Here is a 16358-nt window from a genome sequence, read left to right as displayed (position 1 = left end):
TCAGTCGGCGCGTGTCGCGAACTGCGTGTCGCGCCCGATTGCCCGCACGGCATCGATCAATGCCGCGCCCGGGCCGTCCGGTTTCGCCGCGAACGCGTAGAAGCGTGCGGCCGGCAGCGCGGGCAGGCCGTCCTGCGGCCCGCATTCGCGCAAGCCGTTGCGCAGCTGGCTGCGGGCCAGCGCGGTGACCGCGAAGCCCGCGAGCGCTGCCGACACGCAGCCGGCCATGCTGCTGCTCTCGAACAGTACGCGGAACGGCCGCAGCGCGGCGGCGAGCGCCGCGACGGCGGCCTCCCGATAGACGCACGGCTGCGGAAACAGCGCGAGCGGCACGTCGCCGCCTGCGTCGAGCGCGCGGTCCGACGCGAACGCCCATACGAGCGGCTCTTCCCACAGCAGCTCGCCCGGCGTGTCGACCTGCCGGCACTGCTTGCCGAATACGACGTCGAGCCTGCCGAGCGTCTGCTCGCGCAGCAGCGACGCGGTGATCCCGACCTTCAGCTCGATCGACGTGCGCGGGTGACGGTCGCGGAACGTGCGCAGCACGAGCGGCAGCCATGCCCCGGCGAAGTCCTCCGACGCGCCGACCCGCAGCGGCCCGTGTGCCGGCGCGCCCCGCAGCCGCGCGCGTACTTCGCGCTCCATGTCGACGATGTTGCGCGCGTACGCATACAGCGTGTCGCCGGCCGGCGTGAGCGCGATACGGCGTGTCGTGCGCGCGAGCAGCACGGTGCCGGCCGCCTGTTCGAGCCGCTTGATGTGGCCGCTGACGGCGGACGGCGTCAACGCGAGGCGTTCCGCGGCCGGGGCGAACCCGCGGCTGTCGACGACTTCGAGGAAGGTGCGCAGCAGCGCGATGTCGAGCGAAGTCGACGCGGGATCGGTCGGCGGTTCCATGGCGATCAATTCAACGTAATACTTGACTAATGAATCATGATACTCCGTGAATCGTGATGAAAGGCCAGCCTACCATCGTGCGTTCAAACTGACCTGACGGAGTACACGATGACGACTTACGCGCAGGCGACGACCGCGTCGCTCGATATTGCCTATCTCGAATGGAATCCGCGGGGCGGGCGCGTGGCCGTGCTGCTGCACGGCTGGCCGGACAGTCCGGTCGGCTGGGAGCCGGTGGCCGCTGCGCTCGCCGCGCGCGGCTACCGCGTGCTCGCACCCGCGCTGCGCGGTTTTGCACCGACGCGCTTTCGCGAGGCTTCCGTGCCGCGCAGCGGCCAGCTTGCTGCGCTCGGGCGCGACCTGCTCGAATTCGTCGACGTGCTCGGCATCGAACGGCCCGTGCTGGTCGGCCACGACTGGGGCGCCCGCGCGGCCGCGAATGCGTGCGGGTTGCGCGACGGCGCCGCATCGCATCTCGTGATGCTGTCGGTCGGGTATGGCACCAACGATCCCGCCCAGCCGCTGTCGCTGCAGCAGGCGCGCAATTACTGGTATCACTGGTTCATGGCGACGCCGCGCGGCGAGCAGGCGCTGCGCGACGATCGCCGCGCGTTTGCCCGCCTGATGTGGGATACGTGGTCGCCGCCGGGCTGGTACCGCGACAGCGATTTCGATGCGGCTGCCGTCGCGTTCGACGGACCCGACTGGATCGACGTCGTGCTGCACTCGTACCGGCAGCGCTGGGGCTTCGCGCCGGGCACGCCGGCGTATGCGGGCGACGATGCGCGGCTGAACCCGGCGCCCGTGCTGGCGGTGCCGACGCTCGTGCTGCACGGCGGCGCGGACACCTGCAATCATCCGGACAGCTCGTCCGGGCGCGAACGGTTCTTCACCGGGCGCTACGAGCGGCAGGTAATCGACGCGGTCGGGCACTTTCCGCAGCGCGAGGCGCCGGCGGCCGTCGCGGACGCGATTCTCCGGTTCTGCGAGCGGGATTGACGATGGCGGAGCCGGGCGGCCCGGGCAATAAAAAACCCGCGAAGCCTTCGGCATTCGCGGGTTCGGATAGCGTTCAGCGCATCGAGCGCTGCAATCTTGGTGCCCAGGGCCGGAATCGAACCGGCACGCCTTGCGGCGGGGGATTTTGAGTCCCCTGCGTCTACCAATTTCACCACCTGGGCTTTGATCCTGGCCGCGCATGCGGTTGTACGCGGCGAAACGCGGATTATGGCGGAAAACGGGGCCCCGGGCAACCCACCCGGTGCCCGATCACACGTTACTGGCTCAGGTAGACGAACCGGCCCTGCTTCACGATTCCCATCACGCTCGCGCGCTGGTCGAGCCCCACGTGATCCTTGTCGCTCGTGTTGACGACGCCGTTCGGCACGACGAGCTCGTGCGCGCGTTCGAGCTCGCGGCGCAGCGCCGCGCGGAACGCGGGCGTGCCGGGCTGTGCGGTCTTCAGCGCGCGGCCGACTGCGTCGGCGAGGCGCGGGTAGACGCCTGCCGCGTCGCCCGCGAACTGCGTGACCGTGCCGGTGCCGTACTTCGCCTCGTATGCATCGACGAACGCGAGCGCGGCCTTGCGGGCCGGATGGTCGGCCGGCAGCGTGCGCGCGACGACGACCGGCTGGGTCGGGAACAGCGTACCGTCGACGTCCTTACCGCCGAGCTTGATGAATTCCGGCGTCGCGATCCCGTGCGTCTGGTAGATGGGGCCCTTGTAGCCGCGCTCGATCAGCGTGCGCTGCGGCAGCACGGTCGGCGTGCCGGCACCCGCGATCAGGATCGCGTCGGGTTTCGCCGCGATCAGCTTCAGCGCCTGGCCCGTGACGCTCGCATCGGTGCGGTTGAAGCGCTCGGTTGCGATGATGCGGATCTTGCGCAGGTCCGCGAAGCGCGTGAATTCGTTCAACCAGCTGTCGCCATAGCTGTCCGCGAAGCCGATGAAGCCGACCGTCTTCACGCCGTGGTTCGCCATGTAGCGCGTCATCACGTCGGCCATCGCGCTGTCGCTCTGCGCCATCTTGAACGCCCAGGTCCGCGCGCCTTCCTGCGGCTCGACGATCGCGGCGGAGCCGACCAGCGTGATCATCGGCGTCTGCGCGGCGGCCACGGCGTCGAGCGCCGCCAGCGCGGCCGGCGTGATGTTCGGCCCGACCACGACGTCGACGTGATCCTCGTCGACCAGCTTGCGGATGTTGCGCACCGCGGTGCCCGGGTCCGATGCATCGTCGAGCACCGTCACCTGCACGGGCTGCCCGGCGATCGTCTTCGGCCACATCAGGATCGCGTTCTTGCTCGTGATGCCGATCGCGGCGGCCGGGCCGGTCGACGACAGGTCGACGCCGACCTTCAGGTCGGCATGCGCGGCCGCGCAGGCCAGCACGAGGGCGGCGCCGGCGGCGCGGCGCAACAGGGCGGGAAGCGTCATGCGGGAATCTCCGTCGGGCAGTAAAAAGGGGCGCGATATGCGTCCCTGTTCGACCAGGCTGGTCAAAGCTCGTACGATTCGGCTTCGCCCTTGAGCGCCTGTTCGATCAGCTTGCGGTTCAGCGTCGGCGACAGCAGCTCGACGAGCGTATACACATAACTGCGCAGGTAGGCGCCCTGCTTCAGCGCGACGCGCGTCACGTTGCTGCCGAACAGGTGGCCGACCGGGATCAGCCGCAGGTTGCGGTCGCGCTCCGGGTTGAACGCGATGTCGGCCATGATGCCGACGCCGAGGCCCAGTTCGACGTAAGTCTTGATCACGTCGGCGTCGATCGCCTCGAGCACGATGTCCGGCGACAGCCCGCGCAGCGCGAACGCATGATTGATCTTCTTGCGGCCCGCGAACGCGTCGTCGTACGTAATCAGCGGGTACTGCGCGAGATCGTCGAGCGTGACCGGCTTGCGTTCGAGCAGCGGGTGGTCGGCCGGCACGACGGCCGCGTGATGCCACTGGAAGCAGGGCAGCGACACCAGCTCTTTGTAGTCGGAGATCGCCTCGGTCGCGATCGCGAGATCGGCCTGGTCGTGGATCACCATCTCGGCGACCTGCGTCGGGCTGCCCTGCAGGATCGACAGGTGCACCTTCGGGAAGCGCTTCTTGAACTCGGCGATCGCGGCCGGCAGCGAGTAGCGGGCCTGCGTGTGGGTGGCGGCGATGGTCAGGTTGCCCTGGTCCTGCGCCGCATAATCTTTTCCGACCCTTTTAAGGCTTTCAACCTCCTGCAGGATCCGCTCGACCGATGCGAGGATGATCCTGCCCGGCTCGGTGAGCGAGCGCACGCGCTTGCCGTGCCGCGTGAAGATCTCCACGCCCAGCTCGTCCTCGAGCTCGATGATCGCCTTCGAAACCCCCGGTTGCGACGTGTAGAGCGCCTTGGCGGCCTCGGTGAGGTTGAAATTCTGCCGGACGGCCTCGCGCACGAAGCGAAATTGGTGCAGGTTCATTTATAACCCTTCCGCATATCAACAGAATTTTTTAGTCGTTTGAAATATAAGGCGAGTTTATTACGATTCACCGGAGTTTTTCAAATATGGATATCTGTTTTCGTCATTAGCAATCCACCCGGCAGCGGATGGGAGCGGTGACGGCGGAACGGAGATTCGGGCGCGACGTGGCTAGGACGTCGCGCGGTCACCACGAAAACCCTGGGGTCCCCGAATGTATCAGTACGACCAATACGACCAGACGATCGTCGACGAGCGTGTCGCGCAGTACCGCGATCAGGTGCGCCGCCGGCTGTCGGGCGAGTTGAGCGAAGACGAGTTCCGGCCGCTGCGCCTGCAGAACGGCCTGTACATGCAGCGCCACGCGTACATGCACCGCATCGCGATTCCGTACGGCAACCTGCGCAGCGACCAGCTCCGGATGCTGGCGCGCATCGCCCGTGAACACGACCGCGGCTACGGCCACTTCTCGACCCGCTCGAACATCCAGTTCAACTGGGTCGAGCTGGAAGACACGCCCGAGATCCTCGCGAAGCTCGCGTCCGTGCAGATGCACGCGATCCAGACGTCGGGCAACTGCATCCGCAACATCACGGCCGACCAGTTCGCCGGCGTCGCGCAGGACGAAGAGATCGATCCGCGCCCGTGGGCCGAGGTCTTGCGCCAGTGGTCGACGTTCCATCCCGAATTCGCATGGCTGCCGCGCAAGTTCAAGATCGCGGTGTCGGGGTCGAAGGACGACCGCGCGGCCGTGCAGATCCACGACCTCGGCGTGTACCTGAAGAAGAACGCGCAGGGCGAAGTGGTCGCGAGCATCCTCGCGGGCGGCGGCCTCGGCCGTACGCCGATCGTCGGCGCGGTGATCAAGGAAGACCTGCCGTGGCAGCACCTGATCACGTATTGCGAAGCCGTGCTGCGCGTGTACAACCGCTACGGCCGCCGCGACAACCTGTACAAGGCGCGGATCAAGATCCTCGTGAAGGCGCTGTCGCCGGCGAAGTTCGCGCAGCAGGTCGAGGAAGAGTGGCAGCACCTGAAGGACGGCCCGTCGACGCTCACGCAGGCCGAGCTCGACCGCGTGTCGCAGTACTTCAAGCCGCCCGTCTACGAGAAGCTGGCCGATACCGACGCATCGTTCGAACAGCACCTGCTCGAGAACAAGGCGTTCGCGCGCTGGGTCGAGCGTAACGTCGCGCCGCACAAGGTGCCGGGCTATGCCGCCGTCACGCTGTCGCTGAAGGATCACCGCGTGGCCCCGGGCGACGCGACCGACGCGCAGATGGAGCTGGTGGCCGACTGGGCCGACGCGTACTCGTTCGGCGAGCTGCGCGTATCGCACGAGCAGAACCTGATTCTCGCGAACGTGAAGAAGCACGACCTGTTCGCGGTGTGGGAAAAGGCGAAGGCGGCCGGTTTCGCGACGCCGAACATCGGCCTGCTGACCGACATCATCGCGTGCCCGGGCGGCGACTTCTGCTCGCTCGCGAACGCGAAGTCGATCCCGATCGCGCTCGGCATCCAGCAGCGTTTCGACGATCTGGACTACGTGTACGACCTCGGCGACCTGTCGCTGAATATCTCCGGTTGCATGAACTCGTGCGGTCACCATCACGTCGGCAACATCGGCATCCTCGGCGTCGACAAGGACGGCGCCGAGTGGTACCAGGTGTCGCTTGGCGGCGAGCAGGGCACGGGCCAGAACGGCGCGCGCCTCGGCCGCGTGATCGGGCCGTCGTTCTCCGCGGAAGAAGTGCCGGACGTGATCGCGAAGCTGATCGACACGTTCGTCGAGGCACGCGTCGACGGCGAGCGCTTCATCGACACGTACGACCGCATCGGCATCGCGCCGTTCAAGGAGCGCGTGTATGCGGCGCGCCAGGCAGTGAACGCGTAACCAACCGGGTAGAAGGAATTTTGCAGATGGCTTCGATTATCAAGAACCGCGCAGTGATCGACGATGCATGGCAGGTCGTGCGCGCGGCGGAAGACGGTGCGCTGCCCACGGTCGACGCATTGCCGGCCGGCAAGGTGCTGGTGCCGTTCGCGTTCTGGCAGGCCGAGCGTGCGGCGCTGGTCGCCGCGAAGACGAAGGACGAACTCGGCGTGTGGCTTGCGCCGGACAGCGAACCGGCCGACCTCGTGGCCGATTTCGGCGCGATTTCGCTGATCGCGGTCGAATTCCCGCGCTTCGCGGACGGCCGCGGTTACAGTATCGGCCGCCTGCTGCGCGAGCGTCACGGCTGGACCGGCGAGCTGCGCGCGATCGGCGACGTGCTGCGCGACCAGCTGCTGTACATGTCGCGTTGCGGCTTCGACGCCTTCGCGGTGCGTGCCGACAAGGACATCCGCGACGCGCTGAATGCGTTCTCGGAATTCACGCAGCGTTACCAGGGCGCGTTCGACGAGCCGGCACCGCTGTTCCGCCGCCGCGCTGCCGCCGCCGACGCGAAGGTGAGCGCATGAGTTCCGCCACCGCGCTGACGCCGGAACTCGCCGCGAAGGTCGAGCGCCTCGATGCGCTGCTCGCGCAGATCGGCGCCCGTCACGACAAGGTGAAGTTCGCGAGCAGCCTCGCGGCGGAAGACATGCTGCTCACGCACGCGATCCTGTCGAAGGGCGTGTCGATCGGCATCTTCTCGCTGAACACGGGCCGCCTGCATGCGGAAACGCTCGGCATGATCGACCGCGTGCGCGAGCGCTACGGCTACGAGATCGAGCAGTTCCACCCGCAGCAGGACGCGGTCGACCAGTACGTTGCCGCGCACGGGCTGAACGCGTTCTACGAGAGCGTCGAGCTGCGCAAGTCGTGCTGCCACATCCGCAAGGTCGAGCCGCTGAACCGCGCGCTGGCGGACGTCGGCGCGTGGGTCACCGGCCAGCGCCGCGAGCAGTCGGTCACGCGTGCGGAGCTGCACGAGGAAGAACAGGACGACGCGCGCGGGATCGTGAAGTACAACCCGCTCGCCGACTGGACGGAAGCCGACGTGTGGACGTACCTTGACGCGTTTGACGTGCCGGTCAACCCGCTGCATGCGCGCGGCTACCCGAGCATCGGCTGCGAGCCGTGTACGCGAGCGATCCGCCCCGGCGAGGACAGCCGCGCGGGCCGCTGGTGGTGGGAATCGCGCGATACGAAGGAATGCGGCCTGCACATCACGATCACGCCGATTCCCGCGGAAGCCGAAGCTGGCGCCACGCACTGAAAGCCGACAAGAAACTGAATATTGCGCCGCCGGCGAAAGCGGGCGGCACGAACCCAGAAGAGAAGGACTGAAATCATGAGCACGACGCTCGAGCAATCCGCCTTTGCCCCGGCCACCGGCGCAGACAGCCGCATGGGCCACCTCGACTGGCTCGAAGCCGAGTCGATCCACATCCTGCGCGAGCTGGTTGCCGAGTGCAGCAAGCCGGCGCTGCTGTTCTCGGGCGGCAAGGATTCGGTCGTCGTGCTGCATCTGGCCCTTAAAGCGTTCGGCCTCGGCGCGAACCGCAAGACGACGCTGCCGTTCCCGCTCGTGCACATCGACACGGGCCACAATTACGAAGAAGTGATCGATTTCCGCGATCGCCGTGCGCAGGAGCTCGGCGCCGAGCTGATCGTCGGCCACGTCGAGGATTCGATCAAGCGCGGCACGGTCGTGCTGCGCCGCGAAACCGATTCGCGCAACGCCGCGCAGGCCGTCACGCTGCTCGAGACGATCGAGCAGTACGGCTACACGGCGCTGATCGGCGGCGCGCGCCGCGACGAAGAGAAGGCGCGTGCGAAGGAGCGCATCTTCTCGTTCCGCGACGAATTCGGCCAGTGGGATCCGAAGGCGCAGCGCCCGGAACTGTGGAGCCTGTACAACGCCCGCCTGCACAAGGGCGAGCACCTGCGCGTGTTCCCGATCTCGAACTGGACCGAGCTCGACGTGTGGCAGTACATCGCGCGCGAGAACCTCGAACTGCCGTCGATCTACTACGCGCACCAGCGCGAGATCGTGCGCCGCAACGGGCTGCTCGTGCCGGTCACGCCGCTCACGCCGATGCGTGACGGCGAGACGAGCGAGCTCGCGCAAGTGCGCTTCCGTACGGTCGGCGACATCAGCTGCACGTGCCCGGTCGAAAGCGATGCGGACGACGTCGAGAAGATCATCGCCGAGACGGCGGTGACCGAGATCACCGAACGCGGCGCGACCCGGATGGACGACCAGGCGTCCGAAGCCGCGATGGAACAGCGCAAGAAGCAAGGTTATTTCTGAAGCACACGAGGACATTCACATCATGAGCATCATCGAGAACACCGAAGACCTCGGCGTGTTGCGTTTCATCACCGCGGGCAGCGTCGACGACGGCAAGAGCACGCTGATCGGCCGCCTGCTGTACGACAGCAAGGCGGTGCTGTCCGACCAGCTGTCCGCGCTGTCGCGCGCGAAGAACAAGCGCACGGTCGGCGACGAGCTCGATCTCGCGCTGCTGACGGACGGCCTCGAAGCCGAGCGCGAGCAGGGCATCACGATCGACGTCGCGTACCGCTACTTCGCGACCGCGAAGCGCAAGTTCATCATCGCCGACACGCCGGGCCACGAGCAGTACACGCGCAACATGGTGACGGGTGCATCGACCGCGCACGCGGCGATCATCCTGATCGACGCGACGCGCGTGACGATCGAGAACGGCGTGGCGGATCTGCTGCCGCAGACCAAGCGCCACAGCGCGATCGTCAAGCTGCTCGGGCTGCAGCACGTGATCGTCGCGATCAACAAGATGGACCTCGTCGAATACAGCGAGGCGCGCTTCAACGAGATCCGCGACGCATACGTCGCCCTCGCGAAGCAGCTCGGCATCACCGAGGTGCGTTTCGTGCCGGTGTCGGCGCTGAAGGGTGACAACATCGTCGGCGCGAGCGAGCGCATGCCGTGGTACGCGGGCGAACCGCTCCTCGACGTGCTCGAGTCGCTGCCGGTCGAGACGCAGGCGCATGACGCGCTGCGCTTCCCGGTGCAGTGGGTCGCGCGCCAGGATGGCAGCTCGGCCGACGATTTCCGCGGCTACATGGGCCGGATCGAGTCGGGCGAAGTGAAGGTCGGCGACGAGATCGTCGTGCTGCCGTCGAACCGCACGGCGACGGTCGCCGAGATCGTCGCGCCGGTGCCGGGCGGCACCGCGTCGGTCGCGCACGCGTTCGCGGGCCAGACGGTGACGATCCGCCTCGGCGAGGATGTCGACGTGTCGCGCGGCGACATGTTCGTCACGACCGCCGAGCCGGTCGAGCCGGCCAAGAAGCTCGAGGCCGACCTGTGCTGGTTCGACGAGACGCCGCTGTCGTCGCAGCGCAAGTACCTGCTGAAGCAGACCACGAGCACGGTGTTCGCGAAGATCGGTGCGGTCAAGCAGGTGCTCGACGTGCATACGCTGTCGCACGCCACCGACCGTCACGAACTGAAGATGAACGACATCGGCCGCGTCGCGCTGACGCTGCAGAAGCCGATCGTCTGCGACACGTACGATGCGCATCCGGGTACGGGCGCGTTCGTGCTGATCGACGAGGCGACGCACCACACGGTCGCCGCGGGCATGATCCGCGCGTTCTCGGCGTAATCGTCAATCTGAGCGGCGTGCGGGCCGGCCGGCCGCCGTCGCAGGACCCTAGCGAAGCGACAAACATGGGCAAGGTGTATCTGATCGGAGCAGGGCCGGGCGCGGCCGACCTCATCACGGTGCGCGGCGCGCGCCTGCTCGCGCAGGCGGATGTCGTGCTGCACGACGCGCTCGTCGAGCCCGCGATGCTCGACTACGCGCCGAACGCGCGCCGGATCGCGGTTGGCAAGCGCTGCGGGCAGCGTTCGACCGCGCAGCATTTCATCAACAAGCAGATCGTCGACGCGGCGCGCGAGCACGCGTGCGTCGTGCGGCTGAAGGGCGGCGACCCGATGCTGTTCGGTCGCGCCGAAGAGGAAATGCGCGCGCTCGAGGCGGCCGGCATCGACTACGAGGTCGTGCCGGGCATCACCGCGGCGCTGGCCGGCGCGGCGACGCTGAAGCGCTCGCTGACGTTGCGCGGCGTGTCGCGCAGCGTCGCGTTCGCGACGCACAGCCGTGCACCGGGCAGCGACGAGATCCGCGAGGCCGCGCGCGCCGATTCGATCGTCTACTACATGGGCCGCGACAGCGCGCCCGGCATCGCGCAGGAACTGATCGACGCCGGCCGTGCACCGGCGACGCCCGTGGCGATCGTCGAGGCATGCAGTACCGCGCGCGAGCGCTCGCTGACGCTGACGCTCGCGCAGATGGCGGCGGGCGACGCGCAGGCGTGGCTCGATCCTGCGGAGCCGAGCCTGCTGATGATCGGCGATGCATTCGCCGAGCGAGCCCGGCAGATGAGCGCGGGCGATCCGCTGCGCAATGCCGCCTGAGCGCGGTTCGACGGCAGTCCGAAACGAAAAAAGCGCTGGCTTCGGCCAGCGCTTTTTCTTTGTGCACGGGGAAAGGGTGGCCTACGCGTCGTCGCCGATCTGGTCGACGCAATAGCGCGCGATCGCGTCGAGCACGCCGTCGTCTTCGCCGACGGCCGTCGCGCAGCGGATCTCGATGCCCGGATGTGCGGCGCGGCATGCATCGACGAGCTGCGGCAGGTCACGGCGGACGTGGCCGCCCTGGCCGAAGAACACGGGCACCACGGTGATGCGCGTGCAGCCGGCCGCGACTTGCGCGGCGACGGCCTCACCGAGCGACGGTGTCATCAATTCGAGAAACGCTAGCGACACCTGCGCGGCAGGGGAGCCGGTGCCGCGCAACCGCGCGGCGAGCCGCTCGAACGGCTCGGCCCAGCGCGGGTCGCGAGCGCCGTGGCCGAACAGGACGATGCCGTGCGAACGCATGTCGAAGCCTCCGTCGTGGCGCGGCGCTCAGTGCCGGTCGACCCACTTGAGCGCGAACAGCCCGAGCGCGAGATAGATCAGGCCCGGCGTCGCCGCAGTGAGCGGTGCCGGCCACGTGTTCAGCGTGCCGATGTGAGAGAACAGCGTATTGAGCAGCTGGAAGCTCATGCCGAGCATGATGCCGCCGAACACCTTCACGCCGACCACGCCCGCACGCGTGTGCAGGTACGCGAACGGCAGCGACAGCACGAGCATCACGAACACCGCGAACGGATACAGCAGCTTGCGCCACAGCGCGATGTCATAGCGCTGCGTGTCCTGCTGGTTTTCGCGCAAGTGCTGGATGTAGCGGAACAGGTTGATGATCGACATGCGCTCCGGCGACACGAGCAGCACCGACAGGATCTGCGGCGTCAGGTCGGAGCGCAGCCGGTATTCGGGTAGCGACACCTGCTGCGACCGGTACACCGGGTTCAGCGCGTCGGCCGGCTGGCCGGTGACCGGCTTGATCGGCGTGAGCTCGGTTTCGGTGACGCCCTTCAGCAGCCAGTGGCCAGGCGGCTCGTAGCTGCCCGTCTGCGCGATCCGCACGTTCCGCAGCTGAAATTTCGAGTCGAATTCGTAGATGCGCACGTTGCTGATCGTCGAGTCGGGCGACAGGCTGCCGACGTTGACGAAGCGCGTGACCTGCTCGCCGTTTTCGCGGGCCGCGAGCGTGTCCTTCACCCACACGCCCGACTGGAAGTTCGACGACACGGACGCGCCGAGTGCCTGCAGCCGCACACGTTCCGACAGCTGGTCGGCGTACGGGCCGACGAATTCGCCGATCAGGTAGGTGACGATCACGAGCGGCACGCCGATCTTCAGCAGCGAGCGCAGCGCCTGGTTGGTCGCGAGGCCCGACACGCGGAAGATCGTGAATTCCGAGTTCGCGGCCATCTGCGCGAACACGTAGATCGCGCTGATCAGTGCGGCGACCGGGATGATCTCGTAGAAGCGCGACGGCGTCTGCAGCGCGACGCGCAGCACCGCGTAGCCGAACTTGTAGTTGCCGTGCCCGACCGAATTCAGTTCGCTGATCAGGTCGAAGAAGAAGAACAGGCCCGAAAACGCGAACAGGATGAAGACGAACGTGATGTAGATCTGTCGCGCGAAGTACTTTTCATAGAGCCGCATCGATCATGCTCCCGAGCGGCCGAACAGCGCGCGTGTAAACAGCGGACGATTGCGCACGCGCAACCAGAAAATGAACGCGACGATCACCGCGACGAGCGCGTGCAGGCCGACGAGGCCGACGCCGAACGACATCTTGCCCTGCTCGATCTGCGCCTGCACGACGTTCAGCAGGTTCGAGTACGTCAGGTAGATCAGCACGGCCATCACGAGGTTGATCGTACGGCTGCGGCGCGGGTTCTGGTACGCGAGCGGGATGCCGAGCACCATCAGGTTGAGTGCGATCAGCGGCAGCCCCGCGCGCCACGCGAATTCCGCGAGATTGTCGCGGGTCGGGTTGCGCAGCAGGTCGAGCGTCGGCGTGCTGTTGGTGGTCGGCACGTTGACGACCGGGGTGCTCGTGATCTTCACGCCGTAGCGTTCGAACTCCATGATCTTGAAGTTCGGCTGGCCGGGCGTGCCGTCGTAGCGGCGGCCGTCTTCCAGGACGACGAAACGGTTGCCGTCCAGCGTTTCCGTGTGCCCCGTCTGCGACACGACGACGTTGACCTTGCCGTTCTCGGTCGACGTGACGAATACGTTCTGCACCTTGCTCTGGTCAGGCGACATCTTCTCGATGAAGAACACGCGGTGGTTCGTGGCCGACTCGCGGAACTGGCCCGGCGCGAGCAGCGAGATCTCGTCGCGCTGCTGGAAGCGGGCCTTGATCATCTTGCTCTGCTGGTTCGACCACGGCCAGCCGACGAACGCGAAGAACGCGATCAGCAGGACGATCGGCGTGGCGAACACGCCGATTGGCTTGATGAGGCGCGTGAGGCTCACGCCCGACGCGAGCCACACCACCATTTCGGAGTCCCGGTACCACCGGGTCAGCACGAACAGGATCGACACGAACAGCGTGACGACCAGCATCACGGCGAGATAGCCGATCACGGTCAGGCCGATCAGCACGAGCACGTCCCGCGGATCGATTTCACCGGACGCGGCATAGCCGACGATGCGGATCATCATCGTCGTGAGCATGATCGTGAGCAGCACCATGAACACGGCGCCAGCCGTATACGCAAGCTCGCGCTGGAGGGAGCGTTCGAAGATCATTCTTGATGAGAAGAGGGCGGGAGGCTGCGCACGCGTGGTGGAGCGCTCGCGCCGCCACGGGAAAAATAGCGGATAATTGCGGCTTTCATCCTTAGCCCAGATTTTATCCGAGGACAAGCGCGATGGACTTTAGCATAAAAGGCTGTGATTGGAGCAAAGGCGAGGCCAAGGGGTTCCTGACCGGGAAGTCCGACTGCATCGTGCTCGGCATCTTCGAGGCGCAGACCCTTTCGGGCGCCGCACTCGACATCGACACGGCCACCAAGGGCCTGATTTCGCGCGTGGTGAAGGCCGGCGACATGGACGGCAAGCGCGGCAAGACGCTGTTCCTGCACGAAGTATCGGGCATCGGCGCATCGCGCGTGCTGCTCGTCGGGCTCGGCAAGCAGGATGCTTTCAATCAGAAAGCCTACAACGATGCGGTGACGGCCGCCTGGCGTGCGCTGCTGGCGACGAAGGTCGTCCAGGTCACGTTCTCGCTCGCGCAACTGCCGGTTGACGAGCGTAGCTCCGACTGGGGCGTGCGCGCCGCGATTCTCGCGCTGCGCAACGAGACCTACCGCTTCACGCAGATGAAGAGCAAGGTGGAGCCGGTGTCGCACACGCTCAAGCGCGTCGTGTTCAGCGTCGACCCGGCGGACGAAAAGGCCGCGAAGGTCGCGGTCAAGCAGGCCGTCGCCCTCGCGAACGGGATGGATCTGACCCGCGATCTCGGCAACCTTCCCGGCAACGTCTGCACGCCGACCTACCTCGGCAACACCGCGAAGAAGATCGCGAAGGATTGGGGCCTGAAGGCGGAAGTGCTCGGCCTCAAGCAGATCCAGGCGCTGAAGATGGGCTCGTTCCTGTCGGTCGCGCGTGCGTCGGTCGAGCCGCCGCAATTCATCGTGCTGCATTACCAGGGCGCCGCCGCGAAGGCCGCGCCGGTCGTGCTGGTCGGCAAGGGCATCACGTTCGACACGGGCGGCATCTCGCTGAAGCCGGGCGAGGGCATGGACGAGATGAAGTACGACATGTGCGGTGCGGGCTCGGTGCTCGGCACGATGCGCGCAGTCGCCGAGATGGGCCTGAAGATCAACGTCGTCGCGATCGTGCCGACCTGCGAGAACATGCCGGGCGGTAACGCGACGAAGCCGGGCGACATCGTCACCAGCATGAAGGGCCTGACGATCGAAGTGCTGAACACCGACGCCGAAGGCCGCCTGATCCTGTGCGATGCGCTCACGTATGCCGAGCGCTTCAAGCCGGCTGCGGTGATCGACGTCGCGACGCTGACGGGCGCGTGCGTGATCGCGCTGGGCGGCCACAACAGCGGCCTGTTCTCGACCAACGACGCGCTCGCGGGCGAACTGCTCGACGCGTCGCGCGAGGCGAACGACCCGGCATGGCGCATGCCGCTCGACGACGAGTACCAGGACCAGCTGAAGTCGAACTTCGCGGATCTCGCGAACATCGGCGGCCGGCCGGCCGGCGCCGTGACGGCCGCGTGCTTCCTGTCGCGCTTCACGGAGAGCTATCCGTGGGCCCACCTCGACATCGCGGGCACCGCCTGGAAGGGTGGCGCGGCGAAGGGGGCGACGGGCCGTCCGGTGCCGTTGCTCGCGCAGTTCCTGATCGACCGCGCCGGCCAGTGATGGCGGTGCTGACGACGATGCGGGTACGCGGGCAATGACGCGGATCGATTTCCACTCGAACGTCGGCGATTCGCTCGCGTACGCGTGCCGGCTGCTGCGCAAGGCCTACCAGGCCGGGCAGCCGGTCGTCGTGCTCGCCGAGCCTGCGCGCCTGCGCGCGCTCGACGAGCGGCTCTGGACGTTTTCGCCGCTCGATTTCATCCCGCATTGCGGCGTCGACAGCGAGCACGCAGCCGGCACGCCTATCGTGCTGGCCGCCGATCTCGACCGCACGCCGCATCATCACGTGCTGCTGAACCTCGGCGCGGCCGTGCCCGCGCAGTTCGCCCGCTTCGAGCGTCTGCTCGAAGTGGTCGGCAACGCGCCGGACGAGCTCGCCGCGGGCCGCGACCGCTACCGGTTCTACCGCGATCGCGGATACGCGCTGAACAACTACAAGCAGGGCAGCTAGCCGCAACCGTCGACGGAGTGTTCCCGTGACAGAAGCCGATTCATCCTCGATTCCGACGCTGACCGATGTCCTGGTGCCGGGCAAGCCGGTGCCGGCACGCTCGCCTGCGTCTGCCGCACCGCAGCCGCACGACAGTGCGGCGATTCCGGTGCTCACCGACGTGATCGCACCGGGTGCCGCGGGCGCGGCGCCGGCCGGTCCCGTCAATATGGAAACCGACCCCGAATCCGTGGTCGTTGAACCCGTACCGACGCCGCATGTACCGGCCGTCGAACTTCCGGGCGACGTGGCGACGGTCGCTGCGGCCGCCGCGGGCGAGACCGATGCGCCGGCCGAGCCGGCCGCCGCGGAGCATGTGGTCGCCGACGATGCGGCGGCGATGACGGCGCCGCTGCAGTCGTCGCTGGTCGATGGCGACATGCCGCCGCACGCGTTTGCCGGGATGGCGCACGAAACGGTCGGGCAGGCGCCTGACACGGCAATGCCGGAGGCGGTTCTGCCCGGCGCAGTATCACAACCGGATGTGCAGGCTGCAGCCGGGCTGACGCCGGAAGATGCGCAGCATATCGCCGAGCGTCTCCGCAATCGCCTGACGAACTATCTGACCGGAGCGGGGCGGGAAGCGATCGAAGCACGCTGTCGCGACGCGCTGCACGAGCATTCGGCCTGGCTCGTCGGCCAGATCACGCGCGAAGTCGCACTCGCGCTGGAAACCGAGGTCATGGATTGGGTTCGCGACGCGGTCGACGAAGAGATCGCGCGCCGCCGCACCGGTCATTCGGGCTGAAAGCGCGATCGTTTGCGACG

16 protein-coding genes and 1 tRNA gene are annotated in these 16358 nt (G+C 67.1%); 10 read left to right on the top strand and 7 right to left on the bottom strand.

What is annotated here, in order from left to right; translation table 11 throughout:
• A complete protein-coding gene (locus tag AC5LXK_RS13300) occupies positions 1-897 on the bottom strand; it encodes a LysR family transcriptional regulator (protein ID WP_493389231.1) in 897 nt (298 codons plus the stop codon).
• A gap of 108 nt (positions 898-1005) precedes the next feature.
• Between AC5LXK_RS13300 and AC5LXK_RS13295 the strand changes: the two genes are divergently transcribed.
• Complete coding sequence (locus AC5LXK_RS13295) at positions 1006-1896, top strand: alpha/beta fold hydrolase (RefSeq protein ID WP_493389230.1); 891 nt, start codon at positions 1006-1008, stop codon at positions 1894-1896.
• Between the two features lie 97 nt (positions 1897-1993).
• On the opposite strand, the gene AC5LXK_RS13290 is transcribed toward AC5LXK_RS13295, so the two are convergent.
• From AC5LXK_RS13290 to AC5LXK_RS13280, 3 genes are all read right to left on the bottom strand, one after another.
• Positions 1994-2078 (bottom strand) — tRNA-Leu (locus AC5LXK_RS13290).
• Positions 2079-2173: 95 nt separating this feature from the next.
• Positions 2174-3331, bottom strand: coding sequence for an ABC transporter substrate-binding protein (locus AC5LXK_RS13285; RefSeq protein ID WP_493389229.1), 1158 nt, complete (start codon positions 3329-3331; stop codon positions 2174-2176).
• A 62-nt stretch (positions 3332-3393) separates the two neighbouring features.
• Positions 3394-4335, bottom strand: coding sequence for a CysB family HTH-type transcriptional regulator (locus AC5LXK_RS13280; protein WP_113045514.1), 942 nt, complete (start codon positions 4333-4335; stop codon positions 3394-3396).
• Positions 4336-4549: 214 nt separating this feature from the next.
• On the opposite strand from AC5LXK_RS13280, the gene AC5LXK_RS13275 reads away from it, so the two are divergent.
• The 6 genes from AC5LXK_RS13275 (at position 4550) to cobA (ending at position 10730) form a co-directional block, all read left to right on the top strand.
• A complete protein-coding gene (locus AC5LXK_RS13275) occupies positions 4550-6229 on the top strand; it encodes a nitrite/sulfite reductase (protein ID WP_493389228.1) in 1680 nt (559 codons plus the stop codon).
• A gap of 26 nt (positions 6230-6255) precedes the next feature.
• Positions 6256-6798, top strand: coding sequence for a DUF934 domain-containing protein (locus AC5LXK_RS13270; RefSeq protein ID WP_493389227.1), 543 nt, complete (start codon positions 6256-6258; stop codon positions 6796-6798).
• On the top strand, positions 6795-7538 hold the full coding sequence (locus tag AC5LXK_RS13265) for a phosphoadenylyl-sulfate reductase (protein ID WP_493389226.1): 744 nt from the start codon (positions 6795-6797) through the stop codon (positions 7536-7538). The genes AC5LXK_RS13270 and AC5LXK_RS13265 overlap by 4 nt, the downstream gene beginning before the upstream one ends.
• Positions 7539-7613: 75 nt before the next feature.
• A complete protein-coding gene (cysD, locus tag AC5LXK_RS13260; protein WP_493389225.1) occupies positions 7614-8576 on the top strand; it encodes a sulfate adenylyltransferase subunit CysD in 963 nt (320 codons plus the stop codon).
• A gap of 22 nt (positions 8577-8598) precedes the next feature.
• Complete coding sequence (locus AC5LXK_RS13255) at positions 8599-9915, top strand: sulfate adenylyltransferase subunit 1 (protein ID WP_493389224.1); 1317 nt, start codon at positions 8599-8601, stop codon at positions 9913-9915.
• 65 nt (positions 9916-9980) lie between these two features.
• Positions 9981-10730, top strand: a complete 750-nt coding sequence (cobA, locus tag AC5LXK_RS13250) for a uroporphyrinogen-III C-methyltransferase (protein ID WP_493389223.1) — start codon at positions 9981-9983, stop codon at positions 10728-10730.
• Positions 10731-10811: 81 nt separating this feature from the next.
• Here the strand turns inward: cobA and AC5LXK_RS13245 are convergent, their stop codons facing one another.
• Genes AC5LXK_RS13245 through lptF form a run of 3 tightly spaced genes read right to left on the bottom strand, consistent with a single transcriptional unit; the run spans position 10812 to position 13466 of the window.
• Positions 10812-11195, bottom strand: coding sequence for a sirohydrochlorin chelatase (locus AC5LXK_RS13245; protein ID WP_493389222.1), 384 nt, complete (start codon positions 11193-11195; stop codon positions 10812-10814).
• Positions 11196-11222: 27 nt separating this feature from the next.
• Positions 11223-12371 (bottom strand): LPS export ABC transporter permease LptG, encoded by a 1149-nt coding sequence (gene lptG, locus AC5LXK_RS13240; protein ID WP_493389221.1) that lies wholly within the window; start codon positions 12369-12371, stop codon positions 11223-11225.
• A gap of 3 nt (positions 12372-12374) precedes the next feature.
• The gene (gene lptF, locus AC5LXK_RS13235) at positions 12375-13466 is read right to left on the bottom strand and encodes an LPS export ABC transporter permease LptF (RefSeq protein WP_493389220.1); all 1092 of its coding nucleotides are present in this window, start codon (positions 13464-13466) and stop codon (positions 12375-12377) included.
• A 122-nt stretch (positions 13467-13588) separates the two neighbouring features.
• Between lptF and AC5LXK_RS13230 the strand changes: the two genes are divergently transcribed.
• From AC5LXK_RS13230 to AC5LXK_RS13220, 3 genes are read left to right on the top strand one after another with little or no spacing between them, the layout of a single operon-like run.
• Positions 13589-15100, top strand: a complete 1512-nt coding sequence (locus AC5LXK_RS13230) for a leucyl aminopeptidase (protein WP_493389219.1) — start codon at positions 13589-13591, stop codon at positions 15098-15100.
• 34 nt (positions 15101-15134) lie between these two features.
• Positions 15135-15551: a DNA polymerase III subunit chi gene (locus AC5LXK_RS13225; protein ID WP_128842938.1), complete on the top strand. Its 417-nt coding sequence runs from the start codon at positions 15135-15137 to the stop codon at positions 15549-15551.
• A 25-nt stretch (positions 15552-15576) separates the two neighbouring features.
• Entirely contained in the window at positions 15577-16338 is a 762-nt protein-coding gene (locus AC5LXK_RS13220; protein ID WP_493389218.1) for a DUF2486 family protein, read from the top strand.
• The last annotated feature ends 20 nt before the right edge of the window (positions 16339-16358 follow it).

Source organism: Burkholderia pulmonis (genome assembly GCF_984667975.1).
Note: the sequence above shows the minus strand (reverse complement) of the source record. Positions and strands in the feature narration are given on the sequence as shown.